General features: G+C 43.6%; 14 protein-coding genes. 9 read left to right on the forward strand and 5 right to left on the reverse strand.

From position 1 onward, the window contains the following. Positions 1–8: 8 nt before the first annotated feature. The 4 genes from MNR06_RS15425 (at position 9) to MNR06_RS15440 (ending at position 7,686) form a co-directional block, all read left to right on the forward strand. Positions 9–2,732, forward strand: coding sequence for a PD-(D/E)XK nuclease family protein (locus tag MNR06_RS15425; RefSeq protein WP_243537359.1), 2,724 nt, complete (start codon positions 9–11; stop codon positions 2,730–2,732). Continuing rightward, complete coding sequence (locus MNR06_RS15430; protein ID WP_243537361.1) at positions 2,708–5,797, forward strand: UvrD-helicase domain-containing protein; 3,090 nt, start codon at positions 2,708–2,710, stop codon at positions 5,795–5,797. Before MNR06_RS15425 ends, MNR06_RS15430 begins: the two co-directional genes overlap by 25 nt. A gap of 7 nt (positions 5,798–5,804) precedes the next feature. Next, positions 5,805–6,608 carry a PilZ domain-containing protein gene (locus MNR06_RS15435; protein ID WP_243537362.1) on the forward strand — a complete coding sequence of 268 codons (804 nt, stop codon included), beginning with the start codon at positions 5,805–5,807 and terminating at the stop codon, positions 6,606–6,608. Positions 6,609–6,735: 127 nt separating this feature from the next. Further along, the gene (locus tag MNR06_RS15440; protein ID WP_243537364.1) at positions 6,736–7,686 is read left to right on the forward strand and encodes a hypothetical protein; all 951 of its coding nucleotides are present in this window, start codon (positions 6,736–6,738) and stop codon (positions 7,684–7,686) included. A gap of 73 nt (positions 7,687–7,759) precedes the next feature. Here MNR06_RS15440 and MNR06_RS15445 read toward each other — a convergent pair whose 3' ends face one another. Then, positions 7,760–12,658, reverse strand: a complete 4,899-nt coding sequence (locus tag MNR06_RS15445) for a zinc-dependent metalloprotease (RefSeq protein ID WP_243537366.1) — start codon at positions 12,656–12,658, stop codon at positions 7,760–7,762. A gap of 294 nt (positions 12,659–12,952) precedes the next feature. Between MNR06_RS15445 and MNR06_RS15450 the strand changes: the two genes are divergently transcribed. Then, complete coding sequence (locus MNR06_RS15450; protein ID WP_243537368.1) at positions 12,953–13,678, forward strand: DUF5602 domain-containing protein; 726 nt, start codon at positions 12,953–12,955, stop codon at positions 13,676–13,678. Here the strand turns inward: MNR06_RS15450 and MNR06_RS15455 are convergent. Next, a complete protein-coding gene (locus tag MNR06_RS15455) occupies positions 13,670–14,491 on the reverse strand; it encodes a hypothetical protein (protein ID WP_243537370.1) in 822 nt (273 codons plus the stop codon). The genes MNR06_RS15450 and MNR06_RS15455 overlap by 9 nt on opposite strands. Positions 14,492–14,667: 176 nt before the next feature. Here MNR06_RS15455 and rnhA point away from each other — a divergent pair, with 176 nt between their 5' ends. Beyond that, positions 14,668–15,423 carry a ribonuclease HI gene (rnhA, locus tag MNR06_RS15460; protein ID WP_243537399.1) on the forward strand — a complete coding sequence of 252 codons (756 nt, stop codon included), beginning with the start codon at positions 14,668–14,670 and terminating at the stop codon, positions 15,421–15,423. Positions 15,424–15,426: 3 nt separating this feature from the next. Further along, the gene (locus tag MNR06_RS15465; protein WP_243537401.1) at positions 15,427–16,203 is read left to right on the forward strand and encodes an SDR family NAD(P)-dependent oxidoreductase; all 777 of its coding nucleotides are present in this window, start codon (positions 15,427–15,429) and stop codon (positions 16,201–16,203) included. Here MNR06_RS15465 and MNR06_RS15470 read toward each other — a convergent pair. Genes MNR06_RS15470 through nadB form a run of 3 tightly spaced genes read right to left on the reverse strand, consistent with a single transcriptional unit; the run spans position 16,200 to position 19,288 of the window. Continuing rightward, the gene (locus tag MNR06_RS15470; protein WP_243537402.1) at positions 16,200–16,784 is read right to left on the reverse strand and encodes a hypothetical protein; all 585 of its coding nucleotides are present in this window, start codon (positions 16,782–16,784) and stop codon (positions 16,200–16,202) included. The two genes, MNR06_RS15465 and MNR06_RS15470, sit on opposite strands and share 4 nt — an antisense overlap. Beyond that, positions 16,784–17,635, reverse strand: a complete 852-nt coding sequence (locus MNR06_RS15475) for an alpha/beta hydrolase (RefSeq protein ID WP_243537405.1) — start codon at positions 17,633–17,635, stop codon at positions 16,784–16,786. Before MNR06_RS15475 ends, MNR06_RS15470 begins: the two co-directional genes overlap by 1 nt. A 39-nt stretch (positions 17,636–17,674) precedes the next feature. Next, positions 17,675–19,288: an L-aspartate oxidase gene (gene nadB, locus MNR06_RS15480; protein ID WP_243537406.1), complete on the reverse strand. Its 1,614-nt coding sequence runs from the start codon at positions 19,286–19,288 to the stop codon at positions 17,675–17,677. Between the two features lie 135 nt (positions 19,289–19,423). Between nadB and MNR06_RS15485 the strand changes: the two genes are divergently transcribed. Both MNR06_RS15485 and MNR06_RS15490 read left to right on the forward strand, forming a co-directional pair. After that, positions 19,424–21,616, forward strand: coding sequence for a sensor histidine kinase (locus MNR06_RS15485; protein ID WP_243537408.1), 2,193 nt, complete (start codon positions 19,424–19,426; stop codon positions 21,614–21,616). Then, positions 21,617–23,104, forward strand: a complete 1,488-nt coding sequence (locus MNR06_RS15490) for a GGDEF domain-containing protein (protein ID WP_243537410.1) — start codon at positions 21,617–21,619, stop codon at positions 23,102–23,104.

The raw sequence follows: 23,104 nt of genomic DNA on the forward strand, positions 1-23,104 counted from the left end.
GTACGTTCATGTTGCAAGTCATTCCAATTCAGAGTCGATCTCAGATTTCGGAGATCTTCGCAAATTACAGTCCACAGACTCAGTCGTGGCTTGTTTCTGACTTGCGCACTAAATTTGAACTGCAACAGAAAATCTTAAATCGCGAAGGCCACTACATCGATGAATCCGTTCTTCGCGCCAGTGATCTTTGGAAAATTCTTTTAAAACGTTTGGATCCGGGTTTGCGTTTAGTAAGTGATCCTTTTGCAAGATCACTTTTGCGTACGATCATGGATGAACATGCTGAAATCCTGGGTGTCAATTCGTCTGCCGAAGACACTGTTTTTTCATACATCGATCAAATGGCGGCAGTGATTTTTCACCCTGAAGGCACACAGCGCTTAGAAGAGTGGTTTGAAAACCATCCTGAAGCTATGAATCGCTGGAAGGAATGGTATCTTCGCGCCCGGTTCTGCGCGATCAAACTTTTGCAAGATCATCGAGTCATCACGGCCGATTGGATTACGGCTTATTTGCAAAATTTCAATGATCTTGAAAGAGTATGGAATATTCCCCTGATCGTGGATCTAAGTGGCGAGATCTCTAGAGTAGAAGCTGAGATCTTAAGAATTCTTTCCCGTTCTGTGGATGTCATTGTTCTTGAACCAAGCCCTGAGTGGAAAGAAGACTTTCATTTTCTTCTTAAGCCCTACGAAGACTTGCGTGCGCAAAGTCCAAAACCTGTACCGTTAAAGCCTGTTTCTAAAAAAGAAAAGCGTAAGGAAGTCTTAAGATTTTCTGGGATGTTGGCAGAAATAAAAAATGCCGTTGGGCTAAGTCGCCAATGGTTGGATTCAGGTATTAAAGCCGAATCGATCGCTATCATTGCGCCTGATATCGAAACATATTGGCCCGTTTTACAAGCTTACTTAGAAGAAGAAGGCATTCCTGTTCAAAAAGATATCACCCACAAAGCGCAAAGCTTGCCAGCTGTAACAAGGTGGTTGGCGTATTTACGCTCTAAGAGTGGTCGCCTTTCAAGTTCTGACCTAGAGATTTCGTTTTTTGAACGTGAAGAAGCGCAACAGCTTCGTTATGAAGAATTCAAAGCCTTGTTTAAAAGTCTTTATGTGAATGAAGATTTAGCTCGTAACGAAATCGTGCAAAAAGTTTTCCATGATCAGCTAGATATGAGCGGTCTTTTAGGACGCGATGAATTTGTCGCTAAAGCGCTTATGCATTGGCATTCCCAGGAAACAGATATCGTGCAGGTGATTTTGCGCGAACTTCTGCAGAATGCGACAAGCTCTAACAAACTTGTGTGGAAAGAATGGCTTAGTTACTTAGAAAGTATCGTCGCTGCTAAAGAATACACTTTAGAAAAAGGCAATCCCCAAGGTTTAATGGTGACGAAGCTAATGTCTGCTTACAGCGACAAGGTTCAATATCGAATTTTTTTAGGCATGACCGACGAAGCCCTGCGCAGTCGCAATAAGACCCAATTATCTGGTCAGGACTATTTTGACCTCGCAAAGGATATTGGTTTTTACTTGGATAACCCTGATCAAAGTGACTTGGCATTTGAACTTCGTCTGTTAGCAGAAGCGGATAGCACCCATGATGTGTACTGCTTTGGGGCGACGGATCTGAGTGGAACCCTATGTTCACCGGCGACTTTTTGGATGAGCTTAGAAGGCGAGCATGAAGTGCTTTCCGTTCCTGCTGAAACCCGCTGGGATGAACTGCAGTACGCTGTGGATCCGGGCTTGCGTTCTTTGGTGTTGCCGCGAAAAGAAATCATTGAAAAGCGCATTCAGCAAGATCTAGGCAAGCTTCCCCAGGATTTAATCAGTCCTAAAGAACTTCCGCGAATTTCAGCCTCTTCTTTAAAAACATTCTTAGAATGTCCATTTGTCTTTGCAGCGCAAAGATATTTTAAACTAAAAGATCTTCCAGAAGTAGATTTGGATGTTGATCATCGTACGCGTGGACAGCTAGCCCACGGATTATTTGAAAAGCTGACAGTGGAACCCATGCGCTTTGATTGGACCGCTGAAGAGCTAGATAAAATTCTAGAAGACGTTCGTAAAGAAAAGAAATTAATCTTTGCTGATGAACGTCTGTGGATTCCGCAAAAGAAAAAGCATTTATCTTTGGGCTTACGCTTTTTGGATTTTGAAAAGAAATGGCGCCAAGAGTTTAATAAAACAAAAACCCTGGGTCGCGAAAAACAGTTTAAGTTTTATATTGATCCCCAAACTCAAGAAATCACCAAAGAGTCTAAAGAAAATGCCTTCTGTATTTCTGGTTCTGTGGATCGCATTGACGGTCATGAAAATGATCTAGTGGTCATTGATTATAAAAGTTCGGCAGGTGGAACCTCTGCACCTGGTTCGTGGTTTAAAAACCGTGAACTGCAATTGCTTTTTTATATGTGGGTGATTGAAAAAGGCTTGATGGAAGACGTCAGTGGTGAAGTCATTGGTCTGTTCTATTATGTCTTTAAAACGTTTGATCGTAAGAAGGGTTTTAAACTTGAAGACCGCGCCGGTCTTTTATACCCGAATTCAAAACGTGCTGATAAAAATGCCAATGCTGAAACCAAAGAAGCTTACCTTTCAGAATTCAGCCAGTTAATGATGGCAACCTTAGAACGAATCAAAGCCGGGGAGTGTGAAGCAAAACCTGTCGAACACACCCAATGCACATCCTGTGAGTGGAGGCGCCAATGTCGGGCACCACATCTATCTTAAAAAATACGATTCTGCGTGCCGGTGCTGGTGCAGGTAAAACCACCACATTGACGGCTACTTTTTTAAAGTTCGCAAGCGACTTTAAAGAACAAAACAAAAAGTTCCCGCGCATTGTGGTGACCACTTTTACCCGTAAGGCCACCCAAGAGCTTAAAGAACGTTTGCTTAAAAAAGCCTTAGATGAAAAGCGTGATGATTTGTTTCAATTCGTCAGCTCTAAATCCCAAGTACAGATTTCAACGATCCACGGGGTTTTAAGTCTGTTCCTATCTCGTTACGGCGCTTCGATTGGTCTGACGCCTGATTATAAAATCCTTAGCGAATCCGAAATTAGAAAAAACGCGCGTAAGATTATGCGCAAATATCTAGTTGAAAATCCGCAGCTTCAAGAGCTGTTAGAAGAATATGACTTCCCCGTACTTGAAGGAGCCTTATTAAAGTATTTTGGGGAAAATGTTATCTTCCCAGACATGAAGTTTATCGAAGCTGGCGATCAAGAAGTAGAAGCTAAAAAAGCTCTTGCTGATTTAAGTTCGCGATTGCGACGGGTATGTACTGAAATCCAACAAGAAACGACGAATGATAAATGGATCGAATACTGCCAATCTTTAGCAGCGTTCCCTTGGCAGGTTCAAGACGGTCAATGGCAAAAGTTCTTTGAGCATTTAGATAGCTTTTTAGAACATGCGCCAACAAAGCCGCAATTCAGAAAAGCAACACCTCCGTTTGCTGCAAATTTAAATGACGAATTAGAAGAAATCAGAAAACAAATTAAAAAGTTTTCTGAAAAAGCCTGCTATCGCCCGGAATATTGGGAAAAGCATCAGCAAAACTGTGCTTTGTTTCAAGAGCTGGCTAAAAACTTCTGCCAGGATTTCTTGCAAAGCAAACTTGAAAAAGGCTTGCTGTCTATGAGTGACCTTGAAACTTTGTCTTTCAAAATTATAAAAGACGCGCCTGAAGCAGCCACAAAGTTTTCCCAAGAGTGGGATTTCTGGATGGTCGACGAATATCAAGATACCAGCCCGGTTCAGGTGGAACTGTTAAATCATCTTATCGGTGATAAGCCATTATTCGTAGTTGGGGACCCACAACAAAGTATTTATCTATTCCGTGGGGCCCGTTCGGAAGTGTTCCAAGAAAAAGTCGAAACGATTCAAAACCAAAAAGGTGATGTTCAGGTTAAGTTAACCAACTACCGTTCATCCCCTGAAGTTTTAGAATTCTTCAATCACTACTTCACTCGACTTTCAGGTCAGTTTGCGGCGATGACGCCGGCTCCGGATAAAGTGCGCAAAGGGAATGCGGATCCTGTCGTTCAAGTGCTTTTGTCAGAAACGGGCGATGAAGATGACATTTCTGCTGAAGTTTTAAATGCGGTGGCCCGCGCGCAAGAACTTTTAAAAGAAGGCCTCAGCCCCGAGCAAATTTGTATTCTTGGCAGAACCCATAAGACTTTAGAACAAATCGCTCGTGTTGCCCAGGACCATGGTGTTCCTGTGCAACTTCATAGTGGCAGCGGATTTTATGAACGTCGGGAAGTGATGGATGCTCTAGCAATTTTAAAATTTCTAGTAAATCCCCATGACAATGGAAACTTTATCGCTCTTTTACGTTCGCCGTGGTTAGCACTTTCAGATAGTGAAATTGCATCTTACTGCCATAGTTATCGCCACTCGTTCTGGAAGGAAGCACAAAAAACCATTGAAACTTTACCAGATCTGCATCCGTTAAAAATCCTGAAAGGTCTATTAGTTCTTAGTGAAACCAAAGGTCTTTCCTGGACTTTAAAACGCGCGCTTATTGATCTTGGATTCTTTGACTATTCCGCGCGCATCGACGGCACCGGCCGTCGCGAAGCCAACCTTTGGAAAGTCGTAGCGATGTTAAGCCAGGAAGAACGTCGTCCTGGATTTAATTATTTAGATTTCTTGGATTCAAGTCTTGATGCTCTTTCTACGGATGAAGGTGGCGAAGATGCTGATGCGACTCCGGTGATTGAACCTAAAAGGGTTAATTTGATGACCGTGCATGCCTCAAAAGGTTTGCAGTTTGAACATGTGATTTTGCCGGGCATGGGGCAGGATCCCCGCGCTAGCCACGCACCTGTTTTAAGTATTCGCGAAACTGATGGACTATGGACCTTAAAAGTTCGTGACCCAGAAACGCAAAGCATGTCAGGTAGTATCCTATCTGAACAAATCACCGAAGAACTTCGCGAACGTGAAAGTGAAGAGTTTAACCGCGTTCTTTACGTGGCGCTGACCCGGGCTAAATCCGGAGTGACACTTTTGTGGGATAAAGATATCGGAAAGAAATCTTGGGCTTCACAATGTCCTTTGAACTTAGAAGAAGGCTTTCATCAGGAAAAAGATTTTTCCTATGTTGTTCGCGTCGACAACTTGCACCCAGAAAAAATGCAGGAAGAAAGCATCAGCAATAAAGATTTGCGTCCTGCTTGGCAGCCCTCAGAAACGGTTGAAAGACGTAAATACATCTCGGTCACTGAATTGGTGTCTCCGCTAGAAAAGGAATCATCGGCAGCAGCTTACAGTCCGAAGGCGTCACAACTTGGCCCAAGCTTGGCCCGCGCTCAACAGGGTACAAACGCCCATCGTTTGTTTGAAGCTTTGAAGTATACGAGCTATGAAGATTTATTGGGAATTTGCGAAGAAGATTTGAAAAAGCCTTTGCAGTTCCTGAACAGCTCCGAACAGATTCCTCTTTTGAAAATCATTGAACAAGGTTTTGTTGAGTATGGTTTTGCGTTGACGGTGGATGACTCTCTGATGCAGGGGCAAATCGACCTTTGGGGAATCGTCGATGGTTGCCTGTGGATGGTGGATTACAAAACGGGGTCACAAAAATATTCAGAAACTGCCTTTAAACAGCTTGAAGCCTATGCTTGGGCTCTTTACAAAATGAATCGCCTTGAAGGAGTTCAGGAAATTAGGTTGGCCGTTGTTTATCCAATGGATGAAGTGGTCAAGGTCAAGACTCTAGACAGTTTAGAACAATTGGATCTAAGGATGTTAGAGACTTTACGACTCTTTTCCCTTGTGTAGTTATTAAGTGTTACCTATCATTTTAGGTATGAAAACAAAACCATGGACACTTGTCATCCTAGCGCTTCTTCACATCCTAGCACCATTCGGAAATATGCTTGTAAATGCTTTGCGATCCGGGCGCACTTTGCCTCAGCAATGGCATTACTGGTTTGATGTTCTTCCGAAATATTTATTGTTCGTCTATATCGGCCTGCCGATTCTAGCAGGTATATTCATTTATATGTGCCGTCGTTGGAGTTACTGGGCGTACCTAGGATGTATCGCACTTATCTTTGTTTCGAACTTATATAGTTATTGGACAAGCATGAACTGGCCAACTCTGATTGCTTTAGTTGCAGTTCTTGTAGTGGACATTTTAATTGTGGCGTACTTCGTTGTGCCCTCGGTTCAAAAAATTTATTTCGATCCAAGAATGCGTTGGTGGGAAGCGGCGCCAAGATACAACTTCAATCATGAAGGCACTGTGAATGGACAAGCGGCTTTTATTAAAAACCTTTCCCAAGGTGGCATGTTCATGACTTCGGGCCCTCAATTAAATGAGGGCGACAAGGTTGAGGTCGCTTGGAATTATGAAAATCAAGAATGCAAAGTAAGCGGCCTTGCTGTTTACAAGGGTCCACAAGGTGTGGGCGTTCGTTTTGATCACAGCCCTGAAACACAAAAACAAACTAAACTTGTGATCAGCAAACTTCATCAAAAAGGTTTGATCGTAGTTGAACGTTTGCCTGGGCCAGAAGACAGCTTTGTCACTTGGTGCAAAAAACTTTTCACTAAAGGTGAAGGTTTATTCCCGAAATTTCGCGGGTAATTAACACGGCAATTTCAGATAACAGACAATCAAAAAGCTTTTAGCAAAGATTTAGTTAAACCTAGCTGATCACTAGCTCCTTCGTTACTTTTAGCGATGATTCCTACGCTAATAATAAGGAGGAGCTATGCGTATTAGATTCGGTTTATTGATGCTTGCATTGTTCGCTGTCGCCTCGGTGGCGCCACGGATGGCTGATGCAAATGAAAGTGCTTTTGTGGTGGCGGGCCCGCCAGATTTATCAACACTCCACGATGACCCAAGCTATCCTGGTTGGAATGAATGGGCCCACATTGGTGGGACGGGAACCTCAGATCCTGCAGCCTGTTCACGATCTAATTATCGCACCGATGTTTTTGTGCGCGGAACAGACAATGCTCTTTGGTATAAACATTGGAATGGATTTTCGTGGTCGGCTTGGGTTTCTTTGGGTGGAACTATAACGTCTTCACCTGCAGCTGCTTGCTGGGGTCCAAATCGTATCGACGTTTTCGCACGTGGAACTGACAATGCTTTATGGCATCGTACAATGCGCCATGGAACATGGTCAGCATGGGTTTCCAGAGGAGGAACGTTAACTTCCGGTCCTGCGGTGGCTTCTTGGGCTGGCGGACGCTTGGATGTTTTTGTTCGCGGCACTGACAACGCCTTATGGCACCTTTGGTATGCTGGCGGTTCATGGCGGTCATGGGAATCTTTGGGCGGGACTTTAACTTCCGATCCGGGCGCTGTCTCGTGGGGACCAAATCGCATCGATGTGTTTGTGCGTGGAACTGATAACGGTCTTTGGCACAAATGGTGGAACGGTTCATGGTCAGGCTGGGAATCTTTGGGTGGAACCTTAACTTCGTCCCCGGATGCGGCTTCAATGAGACCTAATCACATAGATGTATTTGCTCGCGGCGGTAACAATGCTCTTTGGCACAAGTGGTGGAACGGATCTTCTTGGTCTGGTTGGGATTCTTTAGGTGGAACTCTTATATCCGGACCGGGTGCTACATCCAGCGCCAATGGCAGAGAATTAGTGTTCGTATTAGGCACGGATGCGAAAGTTTACTATCGCAGCTATCGCGAATAGCTAGTTTGCTTAAGTTAAAAAAAAAGGAGAGCTTGTTACGGCTCTCCTTTTTTTTTCCTAATTCTGCTTCAGACTATCTGTTGTATTCAGGGTTCGTCATCAAAGTAAGCTTGCTTAGGAATTCGATGTTTTTCATGATCACACCATAGCTAACATCAAGCTGCATTCCATTCACCAGTTGCGAAGCCCAATTTCCCCAGCCTTTGAAGGATGGATTTTTGGATTGCTCCGCCAAGGCTGCACCAAGTTGCGCGCCAGTAGCTTTAACTGCTTTTTGGCTTAACGAGTGAAGAGGCAGGGCCTGACCCGCTAAGTAAGTTTTAGTTCTCAAAGAGCGAGATTTTTCTAGATGCGGTTTCATATTCTGCTTTTTATCAGTTGCATTTTGTAAATCGATAGCTAAAGCAATCACTTCCTTATTTTCAGCGATGATGTATTCAATTTGTTTTTCAATTGCCAATTCAGGATTCGCTTTTACCACGTCTGCTGAAACAATTTTGCCGTCTTTATTTAACTCGTTCAACTTTTCGATCAATACTGCTTTTTCCTTTGCAACCATCTCGTTAAATTTTTCTCCACCGAAAGAGCTTTGAACCTGCGCTATGAAAAGTTTCGCAAAAAGTGGTTCAAGAACCTTACCTGACTGGATGAAGAAGTTCTTAGCTGCTGCAACCGATAGGATTGCATTTGAAGAAGTCGCATTATCCAAGGCCCAGAAGCTAAGACGAGTCGTGCTGCTTTCGGATACGCCAAGTTGGCTTAGAGCAATTCTATCAGTAGGCGCACTTCCGATACTGCTGCCGACTTTAAACAAGGATGCAAAGTTATCTTGATCTCTTAACGTTGCCGCCTCCAGATTAAAGATAGAGTAAATTGCTGCATATGTTGTCATAGCAGGAGTGATCGTAGAGGTTGCTCCTTCGATAGGATGCAAGGCAACCTTGTCGTTTGTAAAGGTTGGTTGCAATTCATCTAGCATCATTCCTGTCACAGTATTCACATACAAGCTTTCTTCAGGACGCTTTCCTAAAGTGTACTTTTCAAAATCAAGGAACGAGAAAATGATGTTTTGAGACCGGTATTTATACTGCGGGAAACCTTTCATCGTTAAGAAGTTAAGCGCAGCGATTTTGTCGTTTTCGTATCCAACAGTATCAATTCGGTGTTCATTAACCGAAAGAGTTTGAATGGCACGAGTTTCAACAAGGGCCACATCAGGAATCATCTCGCCAGTCTCATTCCCATTCTTGTCTAATTCTGGGTAAGAATAAGTTATTGCTTGGAAGCGATCTGTATTTTTAAAAGCAAGATTTGCATCTGGCGTTCTTAATACTTGGTTATAGAATAAATACACTTTCGTAGCAGCGTTCTCTAGATCGGCAAGTTCTGCTGCATCGTGAGGGCCTACTTGTTCCCTGTAGTACAATTCATCAAAGAATTGGCGCATTGTGAACATCTTGTAAGCGCTTGAACCGATAGCTCTACCCGCAGCGCCTAAGCCGAAGTTGTTTCTGTCCCAAGCGTGGTAACCGTTGATATAGTTTTGTTCGTAGTCTTCAATGATATTTTCTACGATTTCAGTCGCGCTTGTACCGTGGTCAAAGCGTTGACATTGTGGTTCGTACCCAACGTGCACATCAGTGCAATATTTGTATGGCTTCAAGATGCCCTTGATTTGGTGGCTGCTGAAGTTGTTCCATCCAGTAGGTGCAAAACTCGATTTAATAGTATCGATTTTGATAAACTTATCCTGAACAATAAGTCCACCTTTGTTTTGTTTTTTCAAATTCTCAATGACATTTGGACTTAGCTCTAACAAACCTTCATGGGCAGCACGAAGTGCATGGATGTCGTAAGTACCGATGCCATCCCAGTTAAATTTACCTGGTTGCATGTAATCCATGATGGATGAATAGTTTCTGTTTGAATCTGTTCCATCCATGTTTTTGAAGTTTTCTTTATCGAAAGAAGCGATGAAATTGTGAGTCAGACCCTGAGAGTGACCCATTTCATGACCCAGATCGAAGTAAAGAATATCTCTTAATGCATCTTCGAATTTTTTATTGGCAAAATCGCGGCCAATATCTGCTGTCGACGTTAACAGACAGCCAGGCGCATTCTTAAACAAGGCATTCATTTTAGAACGCAATTTACCAGTATGAACCGCGCGCTGAAGATCCAGGCGTTGGGCAGATGTAAGAGTGCCTTCTTTCGATGCAAGCATTTCTGCAGCTACAACACCTTGCAGCTCTTGTTCGTCCATGTTTCTGTTTTCAGCAAGTTTTCTTAGCACACGGTCAATCCATGCGCTTTCCATTTGTGGTGGAGCATATTTAAATGTGCCTGCACCAGCAACTTGCATATTCTTAACCGCAGCTTGAATGTCTGATGAAACTAAGTTCGCTTTGCTAGCACTTACAAAGGAGCTACCGTTCAAACGAATTCCTTTTAGTAAGCCATTAACTCCTTGAGTGAACTGATTTGCTGCTTTGGCTTTTTCTACAGCAACAGCGCCCACAGTCTTCGCTTCTTTAGAAGACTTATCTTTGGCTTTTAGCTCTGCAGCCTTTGTGTCGCGCAGGTGAGCCTTCATTGCATTCCATTGTAGACTATTTCTTAAGGTGTGCTGGAAACCTGCAACGAACTGCTGCAAGTTACCTGCGTAAATAATTAACGAGTCAGCGACAACGATACCAGAGCGGGGATTGTAACCCACCATTGAAACACCTAGAACACCGTGGTTATCGTTAAACTTGTTTTCAAAGTGGATGATGTTTTTATCTAAGTCGCCGACTTTAGCTTCAATTCCATTTTCACCAGCGAATTGGATGTCTACATATCGACCGTCACGTTTTTCATTTTTTACTGCAAAGGCTTGTTTATAAGCGAAGTCCCATGCATCAACTACCTTGCGAGCTGTTTCTTTGTAAATCTGGCGAATCTTTGGATCTAGGTCCACAGAAGGTTCAAGACCAGTCACAGTGTACATGATCTTTTTACCGTCGCGTAGATCATGAACAACAGAGTAGTTGGTTTCTTGACCTTCGCGTCCCAACATACCAGTTTCAGTTGGGTTCATTTTACCGATTGTCCAAACACCATAACCAAGTTCATTTTGTGCGCGGAATGGAACTTGCGGCGCAAAAGCCACGTTCGTAGCAGGGTCTACTAGTTTAAAGGAAATGCGTTCCTTAATTCGTGCAGTTGTTTGGTAACCAGCAACACCATTGTAATCATTGATTGGTAATGCTGATTCAGCAATACACTCACCAACTAGGCCCGTAGAGTATCCTTGGGTAAAGTTCAGAACACCTTTATCAAGTCTCATATCAACATCAGAAATTTCTGTGTTTGAAACGGAACGGAAGCAAGCTTCCTGAAGTGAGCTGAATGGAGAGTAATCAGAACTTAGTGAGTTGTTTGTCCAGTCAAGTTCAACAATTTCTGCATCCACACGTGTTGCAGGCACAAGGCGTACTACAGAATAGTCAGAACCATCCGCGGTTTTAGTGTCATGCTTAAAGTACTTCACTGGAATGTTCATAAGCTCTTCGTAATCTGTATCATTTGATCCAGATTTGAATTCAACAAGCTTATCAGCTTTGCGTACGATCAAACGAGTTTCGCGGAATTCGAACTTCACAATAGTTAATTGGCCAGCCATACCTGGGGCAAACATCGTAGTTACAGGCGCGTCTTCAAGGGTGCGTTTAAAGAAGAATTCTTTATCTTTGATATCAGCAATGCGGATCATTGTGCGAGGATCCATTTCATTGTTGCTTTCAATTTTCTTTGGCTCAACGTTAGCAGAAATTTGCACTAAACCTACATTTTTGCTGGCTGTAGTATCACGGAAAGTCACTTCTGCATCTTGGTTGCCGTCTTGGTCGGCAACTGGAAGTTCTGGGCGAACGTATTTCACAGGAATATCAAAACGCAAGATCATGATGCAGTTTGCTTGTTCTTCTTTTGGAAGAACTTGCACGATGTCAGCAGGACATTGGCGAATGTTAGATTTGTTAGAACCTAGTTTAAGTTGTTGCAATTGTGAATCAGTCAAAACAGTTTTGCCAAGTTGACCGATTTCAAAAATATGAAGAGCGTCCACGTCAAGAAGGGTACGAATCTTTGTGTCTTTTGCAAGGTTCACAGAGATTTGGAATTCTTCTTTCAAAGTTTCAGCCGTCATGATTTTGTTATTGATGTTATTCATAACAAAAGTGCGGTCTAACTCGCTTCCACGTGTTTTAGGATCTACACCAACAGCCAAACGATCTGTCGAAGTATTAGAAATTTGAATATGTGTTGCTTCAGCCCACTCAGAGGATTTAAGTCTTAAAGAAGAAGTCTCTTCACCCAACTGATTTTTAGTGCGGTTCAAAGTACCGAAATCTTTTACAGAGTATTTAAAAATTGGAACTAGCAATGCCTGCTTTTTCGCTTGTTTTTGAGCGCGGGCCTCTTTAAGGCTAGCTAACAATGATTTTACTTTTTTGTTGTCAGACGTTTTTTGCAGTTGTTTTTGCAACTGAACTTCATTTTTAGAAACTGCAAGTTCCTTTTCCAAAATAGAAAGTTCTGTCGTGTCAGAAACAATTTTATAAGCAGTAACATATTTTTTATCTACAGAGAATACAACCGGGTAAGAACGGTTTGCTTGACCCGTGATTTGCAAGCCTTTGAACATGAATTTAAGTCTTTTTGGAACTTCAACGTCAGTAACTGCAACCATGCCTTTTTCAGCTGTCGCTTTTGAAGCTTCGCCTAAAGACAACTCAGTCAAACGCTCGTCGGTTTGAACTTTTTGTGAGCTGTTATCAAGGTTTAACTGCCCAAACTCAGAGATCGCAAAGATTGTTTCCTCTTCGCTTTCAGACAACGAGGCATCACGTTTTTTCGTACAACCTGATACGAACAGTGTCAAAGCAACTAAGGCCATGAAGGCTTTTGCGTATTGAGACTTAGGTGTCATTGAGTTCTCCGATCCCTTTTTGTCACCACCCAAAACCCATATCTAATATATAGGCTATGGAACAGTGACTCTCTCCTAATAGGTTATAAATGCACTGACGGTGCCATCTGTAGAGAACTCTCATGTTGAATAGGTTCCATTTCAGGTTAGAAATGCGTTTAAACTTTTAACACAGGACAATTAAGGGAAAGCGTCTCAAAACGAAACAGTTGTATTCACGCAGCCATCTTTACAAGTTCTTGTCCGTCAGAAATTTTAAAAGAATCATGCATAAAAAAAGACCACGGAGGGTTCATGAAGGAGTTCGTATTATTTCTTTGTTTGTTATTCGCCGGCTTTAATGCCCAAGCATTCATAATCAACGGCGAAGAAAAAAGTATCGGCAATGGTTCGGCCTGGGCCTTTGCAGATATCACCAGCGATGGCTTCCCTAAAGCCATAGGCATGGCATTTACAGAAGGCGCATTGCAGGGGTTACCCCCTGATATGTTTATCCTTGAGTTGTTCTTGCCATCGGTTTTAAACATTCCGCCCTATTCGCATATGAACATTGATTGGAATCCCCACGGGCATGAGCCTGATGGCGTTTATAACGTGCCTCACTTTGATTTTCATTTTTTCTTTATTCCACCGGAAGTGCAAAAGGCTATTACTTGCATGGGAGATGATAGAGCGGTTTGTTTGACTCAGCCATCACCTGAAGAAATCCCGCCCTTCTACGTGCCGACTCCCGAAGGAGTACCTGGTATGGGCTGGCATTGGGTGGATAGCAGATCTCCAGAATTAAACGGCGGAAAATTCACATCAACCATGATTTATGGATTTTATGCAGGCGATATGAACTTCGTGGAACCAATGATCACCCGAGATTTTTTCTTGTCTAAAAAATCCCACCACGCGAATATTCCGACGCCGTTGCACTATGCGAAGAATGGAATTTATCCAACTTCTTACAGCGTTACGTTTAACAGCATCGAAAAAGTTTACTATGTCACTATGAAGAATACGGAATCAAAATAAGACCGTAGCAGAAGCGTAAACGGTAGAGTCATTTTCATTCAGGATTTGGATATTGGAATCAGTTCCATTGGCCTTTAAAGCTGATCCGCCATTAGTGTGGCCCACGGAAAGCGATAAGTGGTCGTGAACTTGGTATCCAATATCCTGACTGATTTCAAAAGAATTGCGCATCACATTTTGATAAGAAAACACCGAAACATACGCAAAACTAGCAGAAATATACACGCCAGAGCTAAAGTTGTAGGCAAAACTTAAGCTTTGATTCGCAGCATATTCCGTGTTCACCGGCCCATCAGCGCGAGTGATATATTGATGGAAATTTCGAACAAAAATGGCACTGCCGCTGATCGAAAAACCTGTTAGTAAAAGATCAGGATTGATAGCCGCAGTTACGCCCCCAGAAACGCTTGCTTGCAAGCTTTGGAACTTGCTTGCATCACGGGACGTGGGAAGGCCTAAGCCCAATAAATATCCACCTTTAAGGTATTTTCCGACTGAAACCGCGGCTCTAGAAAAGTTGAATGAAAGATTTGATACATCATCATTTTCATAATCGATAAGATCTTGGCTATATCCAATCTGGGCACGTGTCGAATAGTTTTCTGAAATACGATAGGACACGCGGCCCATGTAATCGATGCCGTCACGTTTGGTGCCATCTTGAAAATCATAAAGGCTTGTAGACCGACTGACGTTCACAAAACCGCTCCAAGAACTGGGTGGGGCTTTGGCTTCCTTTTTAGAAGTATTAGCCAATGCAGGAGCCGCTAAGCTAAGGGTCACTAAAAATCCAAGTATTGATCGTAGGGCCATTGCAAACTCCTTCAGACAAAAAGGTTGCAGGGAAAGTGCCAGGGCTTTTGCGCACCAGTTTGTAATACTGGTGTTTAAGAATTGATCAAGGGACCAAGTTTGTTCCTATATTTGCAGATGGCCACATCGCCGCTTTGAGCATTGACACCACTGCCATCCCTCGCGAGGATAACCCCGTGGAAAACCAACATCGAAACTATTTGCTGATTTATTCTGACGGAGCTTGCTCTGGTAATCCTGGCCCTGGTGGGTGGGGGAGTGTGATCCTGCTTCCAGAAAATTCAGTTATCGAACTGGGTGGTGGTGAATATTCCACAACCAACAATCGCATGGAGATGATGGCCGCCCTTGAGGCATTACGACAAGTTTCCCACCGCGCAGAGCCCATTCACTTCTACACGGATTCTACTTACCTGATTCGCGGAATCACCCAGTGGATCTGGGGCTGGCGCAAGCGCAACTGGAAAACTGCAGACGGCGAAGACGTTTCTAACCGGGACCTGTGGGAAGAAATCGCCAAAGTCGTTCAAGCTCGCAGCGCCATGGGAAAAATTGACTGGCGATATTCCCGTGGTCACATTGGAACCCCGGGTAATGAACGTTGTGATCGTATCGCCGTTGGTTTTTCTAAAAACGATCATGTGCAGTTGTACACAGGGCCTTACAATACTTATTCAGTAAATCTGCTGGATGTCCCTGGCGATCACTCTTTACCAGAAATGCGTCAAGCTGGAGCTGCGAAAAAAGAAGCGTTCAGTTATTTGAGCAATTTGGGTGGATTGGTGTATCGCCATAGAAATTGGCCTTCTTGTCAGAAAAGAGTGAGCGGTCAATCCGGTGCAAAATTTAAAAAAGCCATGTCCCAAGCAGAAGAGTTTGAGATTTTAAAAGCCTGGGGATTAAGTCCCGCCACAGAAATTAAAGAGGGATAGCAAATGGAAATTGCAAACCGCCACATCCTAGTCACTGGTGCCAGTCGCGGAATTGGCAAAGCCTTCGCAAAAATGTGTGCTGAAGATAAAGCCAATCTTTATTTGATCTTGCGAAAAAACGACGAAGAGATCGTCAAGGAACTGCAGCAGGCCGGCGCGAAATCGGTGAAGGTTTTTGAAACCGATCTGCGCAGCCGCGAGGCTGTCACTGCGTTGATTGAGCAGCTTAAAGAAATCCCCGTAGATATTCTTTTTAACAACGCTGGAATTTTAACCGGCGGCTTGATTGAGGAACAAAACATTGAGCACATCTATCAAATGTTGCAAGTGAATGTGAATTCCTTAATTCAACTGACCCATGGTGTATTGCCAGGGATGATTGCCCGCAAGCGCGGTAAGATCATCAATAATTCTAGCGTTTCAGCGTATATGCATTTCCCTTGTGCTTCGACCTATGCCGCAAGTAAAGCCGCGGTGGCAGCTTTCACTGACTGCATTCGCATTGAACTAAAAGAAACCGGCGTGACCACATTATTGTTAATTACACCAGGCATTCGCACCCGCATGTTTGATGAAGTTGAAACAGTCTTTGGCAAGAACTTCCAAATTCCAGAAGACACCATTTCGCCCCATAAGTATGCGCAGATGATTCGTGAAGCTGTGTTGCATGATTTGCCGGTGCTTGAGCCGTCAGGATTGACTGGTGTGGGATTAAAAGTGGCTAAGTTTGTTAAGCCACTTTTTGAAATCGAAGTCGCAAGAAGATTTAAAAGAAACTAAGGATTAAATTCTAAAACCCCAGAACCGACGGCGCCAGTCACAGTCAGTTTTAAAGGCTTTCCCTCGATAGATCTCATCGTCACAGGGAAGACCACGGAATATGGCGAATAAAACCGGTTGTGATATGGATAAAGTCCTTCGATTTCTGCTAGCTGCAACTTCAGTTTAGTCACTTTGCCTTCATAGCGACGACCTTCTACATCCAAAAAAACCTTCCACATCGTGTTGGGCTTAGAAAGATCATCGTTTTTACGTTCAGGCGTATAAAAGCTTAAAAAGAAATCCGTTTGTTTGCTTAAACGATCTTCGACTTTCGCTTTTTCTTCAGCGAACTTTTTTTCATCCCATTGATATAACATCGCACCTTGTTCAAGTTGCGCTTGGGAAACGGCCGAATTTAAAACGGTGCCTTCCATTTCTAGGGTATTGTAAAAACCTGAATAACGTCGAACTTTATCAGAATTTTTATCAATGACCGAAGCATAATCGCCCGTGGTTTTGATAGTGTGGCCCGAAGGAGTCACTTCGTAATTAGTCGCACAAGCTGATAGAAAAAGTAAAGCTAACAAAAGATATTTCATTATTTAGACTCCAAAAAACCATCCATGAATTTTTTAATATCAGCAAAAACAGTGTTGCGAATGATATCATTCACAAGTTCATGCTTGGCATCAGGATAGACGTACAATTCTTTTTTAGAACTTCCCAAGGCATCGTAAAACTTCTTCGCTTCAGCAGTGCTTACCACCGGATCATTTTCAGCTAAGATAAATAACGCCGGCTTCGTGATATGGCTTCCGCGCGGACGAACAAAATCAAAAGACTCTAACATTCCAAGGAATGATCCAGGTGAAATACGCCCATGTCTTAAAGCATCTTGTTCATATTCACGAATCACGTCTGGATCGCGAGTCAGCATGTCGTTAGTAAGTTCGTTACTCATGGTGATTTGCGGAATTAGCGCATTCAGTAAGCCCGCGCCTTTAGATTTAAATAAAGGTACTGGAACAGAAACTCCTAACAACGGAGAGCTGATGACAATCGCATCACATCTGATGTCAGGATTGCGGATCAAAGTTTTTAGTTGAATCAATCCACCCATAGAATGGGCAAAAAGAATCACCGGACCATTTTTGATCTTTTCATTTTTTAAAACCATCTCTAAAAAGATTTTATAATCTTCGCAATAGTCATCAAAGTTTGCGACAAATCCGCGACGACCTTCAGAGCGTCCATGGCCGCGTAAGTCCCAGCCATAGAAATTCCATTTGTCGTTTTCAAATGCTTTAATCAAGCGGTGATAGGATTCGGAATGTTCGCCATGTCCATGGGTCACAATCACAGTGCCGATGGCTTCTGGATTGTTCCAAACCTGGAAGAACAAGTTGATATCTTTATAGCCTTTAAAAAAACCTTCAGATCGATTGTACATACCCCATTAGATTGCCGCGAGAGCAACTACGGGGCAAGTTCAAATCAAGCCCCGGACCACGATTGTATCGTGTGCGTAGGATGAAGTTTCTGGATAGTCGATGTTGTAATGAATACCGCGGGATTCATGACGGCGAAGCGCGCATTCTACTGATAAATCAGCGACTGTCGCAATATTGCGCAGCTCTAAGATGTCAGAATGGATTTTCATGTTGGAATAGTATTCTTTGGTTTCCGCTAAAATATTTTTAAGACGGTGTTGGGCCCGTGCCAGACGTTTGTTAGAGCGAACAATCCCCATGTAGTTCCACATCAAGCGCCGAATTTCATCCCACATGTGGTTGATCACGATCATCTCGTCATCATTGGCCTCTTGCGGATGGGTCCACGCCTTCGGCTCTTTTTCAAAGAAATGATATTCATCCCAATGCTGCTTTAAATGTTCAGAACAGTTATGGGCTGTAGTCAGACATTCAAGTAAAGAATTGGAAGCTAAACGGTTAGCACCATGTAAGCCTGTGCACGCAGTCTCGCCAACGGCCCATAAACCCGGAATATCCGTCTGGCCATTTAAGTCTGTCACGACGCCGCCGCAAAGATAGTGGGCAGCGGGAACGACTGGAATCGGTTGAGTGCTCATGTCGATGCCGAACTCTAAGCACTTATTGAATATCGTCGGAAAGCGGCTTTTTAAAAACTCGCGATCCAATTTCGTCATATCCAGATACACGCACGGGGCACCGGTTTTTTTCATTTCGTTATCGATGCCACGAGCGACAACATCGCGCGGGGCAAGGGACCCAAGGCGATGATACTTGTGCATGAAAGCGTGCCCTTGGGAATCAATCAGTTCGCCTCCTTCACCGCGCAAAGCTTCAGAAATTAGAAAATTTCTAGATTCACGATGATAAAGGCAAGTGGGGTGGAACTGCATGAATTCAAGATTTGAAATGCGCGCACCCACTCGGTAAGCCATGGCAATTCCATCGCCCGAAGCGCCAGCCCAGTTGGAAGTGTAAAGATAAACTTTGCCCGCTCCACCAGTAGCTAATGCGGTATTTTTTGCTAAGAAAGTGTGCACTTCGCCGGTTTCTTTGTTCAAAGCATAACAGCCGATACAGGTCACAGGGCTCATGTCGTCAGGATCTACTTCTTTATTAACGATCAAGTCGATGGCGTAAAAACGCTCCATCATCTGGATGTTGGGATTTTCTTGAACACGAGCTAAAAGAGTGCGGTGAATTTCTAAACCAGTTTGGTCTTCGAAGTGCAAAATACGACGGAAGCTGTGTCCGCCTTCGCGCGTCAAATCGATCTCATTGCTTTCTTCAGAGCCTTTTTTACGGACGTCGAAATTCACGCCCCAGTTTATCAAATCGTGAATGCGTTCAGGGGCTTGCTTAACATAATTGGTGACGACAGTTTCTTTGCAAAGGCCAGCGCCGGCGATGATCGTATCTTGGATGTGAGAATCAAAGCTGTCTTCCTCAGACATGACGGCAGAAATGCCCCCCTGGGCCATGGCGCTATTAGTGCCACCCGCAGATTCTTTTGCGAGGACAATCACTTTTCCGAATGAGGAAAGCTTCAGTGCCAGGGCAAGGCCCGCAGTGCCAGAGCCGACAATCAAAACGTCACAACGATGAGTACTCATATGCTGACTCTTCTACTCCTTTTGTTCACATTTGCAAAGCACCTTTGCTTGATTCTTACTAGTTTCTAAAACTACAATAAAATCAGGGATGTCGGCTTCGGAAGGTCGGCAATTTTTTGTGCAGGGAAGGTCTTAATGAAAGTAAAACTTATCGCCGTTCTCGTTGCTATTGCGACGGTATTTATTGGCGCTGTTTTATGGCGAACCGACAGTTTCGTTTATGGGGATCGCTTAAGCTGGGTCGAGGCGCAAACGCGCACTCAACTTGGTTCGATCAATAACTCCCTTGCAGCTGAATTTAAATCCCTGCAAAGAGTGATCACCACCTTCAATGCGGAAAATTTTCAAAAAGGAAAACTGAATTTCAGTTCGCTTTCACCTTACTATGCAGCCGCTTCGTTTTCATTGAATGGTTCTGAATTAGAACCCCAAACTATTTTAGCAAAAGAAAATTCCAAAGCAGCAAACTGGACACCTGAATTTGTAAAGGCCGCTGTCGGAACGATTCCTGAAAGAACCGCGGATCTTCGATTCTTTGTAAAACCTTTTCAAGATTCTCAACAAGGTCGTTATGTTGCTTTGATTTTCATCGAAGGCAATCGCGCTTACGGTCTTTTTGGTTCTGGTGAAATTTTTCAAAGTTTGATTGATGCCCAAAGAGGCGCCCTCAGTTCTTTTTCCATCGTTACAACGACGGGTCTTACTGTAGGCCACTCTGTTCCAGAATACCTAGGCACGGTGATGCGCGATGATCCTGTTTTTAGAGACGCGCAGAAAAGCGGAGCGTCCCATGGAAGCAACACTTTCAAGTTAAAATCTGGCGAACTTTATGGCATGTACGAAAAAATCCCAGCAACAAACTTGGTGGTTTTAAGTTCAGCGCCATTAACTGAAACCATGAAGGGTCGCAGTGGCTTGTGGTGGCAATACCTACTGATGGGACTTGGTCTTGTCGCTGTGGGTGTTGCTGCGATTTTATTTGTGACTTCTTCAGCAGATAAAGAATCTGAAGATCTGCAAGCGCAACTGCAGGCTTTAAAAGCAAAACCAATGCCGGCACCTGTACAAGAAAAAGTAATGACCCACGATCCAGAACTTGTGCAAAAAGAAAAAGTCGAAGCCTCAATGCGTGTGGCTTCAGCTTTAGCCCATGAAATGCGTGGACCATTGGCTTCAATCTTAGGTTACTCACAAATGATTCTGGCGAAGACTCCGGAATCAGACATCGTGCAAAGCACAGATTCCATTTTGCGTGAAACCAGAGCCGCCCGCGGTGTCCTTGATAAACTGCTTGGTTTTGCTGGTGAAGAAGTAAAAGAAAAAAATTCTTTAAAAGTCGAAGGCCCTTTAGTGAAAGCGTTAAAGTCTGTTGAAGGCTTGCTATCACAAAAAGGGGTGAAGCTTACTAAGAACATTCAAGACACTTCCGCGTTGGACTTGCACGCTGACGCCATCATTCGCGCGATCTCAAATATCCTGCACAATTCGGTTGAAGCCATGGAACGAATGGCCAACAAAGAAATCAAAGTCAGCTTGTTTGAAGAAAACGATGGCGTTCATTTAGAAATAGAAGATTCAGGCGAAGGCATTGAAGCCCAAAACCTAGAAAAAATCTTTGATCCGTTTTTCACTACACGCTCATTCCATAATCACATGGGCTTGGGACTTTCAGTCGCATTCGGGATTTTCAAAGAACACGGCGCTGACGTCAAAGTTGAATCGAAAAAGGGCCAAGGCACAAAGATGAGCGTGATCTTTAAAAAGGTGCAAACGGCAAGCGTATTGAAAGCTCCAGAAGTGAAGGAAGACGAAGTGATTATTGCGACTGAGTTACCACAGCTTAAAGACGAATCCCCAGCGCGCGTTGAAGCCGAAGAAGAATTCGCACAAGTGCAGTTGGCGCCATCAACGCCAGCTCCTGCTTCACCGTTAGATGTGAACATTGATAAAATGCTCGAGTTCCCCGAGGCCCACGAAGTGGCTGCGCCAGTTGAACCTTCTGAACCTGTGGCTGCGGCTTCGGAAGTTGCAGAAACAAAAAAACCAATTCCTCCGCCGCCAGCAAATTCTTCAAGCTTCAACGATGATGAGTTTTCTTTCATCGATGGTTTTAATGAACCAGCAAAAGCAGCGGCACCAGTTCAAGCTCCAGTGCTTGAAACTGCCGAAGTTGGCGCTTCAGGACCAACGGGTGCAGAACTTGCGACTATGGATGATGAATTAACTCCAGTGAACCTAATCAATCCTCCGAAAATGGCAATGCGACAAAAGGTTTCTAAGCTTGATTCATATCATGTTGAAATTCGTCGTCCTGGAAAGAGGCTTTAATTGAATATTCGTGATCATAGCTCTCAGTTTTCAGTTTTTGTTTTTACCACAGGTGTGGATCTGGGGGCGTCGGCGAAAGTTTATCTTTCTCAAGCCGGTTATGATGCTTATTTCTTTCAAGACGTCCAAACCCTAGAAGAGCGAGTGAAAGAAAATGCTCCGCACTTTATCGTGTTTGCGACGTCCGCGCTTTCGGGTGCTTTAAGTGATTTCGTTGAAAAGATCCATGGGCACAATGATGATATCAAATTTATCGCGATCACTTCTATTTCCCAGTTCGATATATTAGCTCAGTACAACAACCACGGTTTCGTGGATGTTATTTCTGATGAAGTCGCAGCCTTAGAATCCCGCATCGTGTGGTCGGTGGACCGGGCCTGTGAAAAGTTGTATCTGACTTACCAAAACGAACAACTTTTTGACGACCTTCAAAAAACTACTGCTGAAAAAGAAGAAGTTCACACCGCTGCTCTTTCGGCGATGAAAAAAGCAGAAGAAAAAGCGCCGATAGTAAATATCTCAATGCGCATCGGTGAATACCGTTCGGCGGCTAGTAAAGAAGACTTGATTCAGAAGTATCTGACTCATATCCCGCCGGTGCTTTGCGTGTTCTTTAAATTTTTACCATCGGTTCGCTCGTTTGTAGCAACCCATGCCCAAGGAATTCCGGCGTCCGATATCCAAGGTGTCGGAGTGCAATTAGAATCTAACGACATGAAAGAGTTGGGTTCGCAGCTTGCAATGGGATTATTGCCAGCACGTTTTAACGAAATGCTGGTTGAAGCTTTTCATTTAAATCCACCGAAAGCATTGCCGTTATACGCTCATCATAATTTAGAGGGTATCTTCGTTTACTCTGGTAATATCCAACCAGAAGAAGCTGCGCTTTTAGGCGAAGAGTTTTCTTTGATGTCTGTATGCTACACGAACTTCGCATTAGAAAAGAAAGTAGACTCTTTAGAAGTTCAAGACTTCGTTACAGAGCTTTACAACCGTAATTATTACTCAAAGATTATTACCGATGAAGTTTCAAGATCTCGCCGTGTGAAGCAGCCCGTTTCCGTGGTTAAAGTGGCGTTAGACGACTTCTACGAGATTGAAACTTCTTTAGGCGAAGCAGTTCGTGATGAACTTTTAAAATCCGTAGCAACTGTGATTGTAAAAACAAGTCGCAGTAACGATGTGACTTGCCGAACGGCCGCTAACGAAATGGCCATGGTTTTACCTCACTGTTCTAAAAAAGGGGCGGCCCTTAGGGCAGAACGTTTACGTCGTATCATCGAAGCGACAAGCTTCCTAGATAACGGCATGAAGGTTTCCGTTAGCTTAGGTATTAGTGAATATCCTTCGCTATGTGATTCCGCGAAAACTTTGGACGAGTCAGCAAGCAAGGCGCTTATGCATATTGCTGACAAGGGTGGAAATAAAATTTGCCTTTATAAAGCGCCAGACAGTCACAAACCCGAATTTGAAGTGACATTGGATTAA

The sequence above is a fragment of the Bdellovibrio reynosensis genome (genome assembly GCF_022814725.1).
GTDB classification, from domain to species: domain Bacteria; phylum Bdellovibrionota; class Bdellovibrionia; order Bdellovibrionales; family Bdellovibrionaceae; genus Bdellovibrio; species Bdellovibrio reynosensis.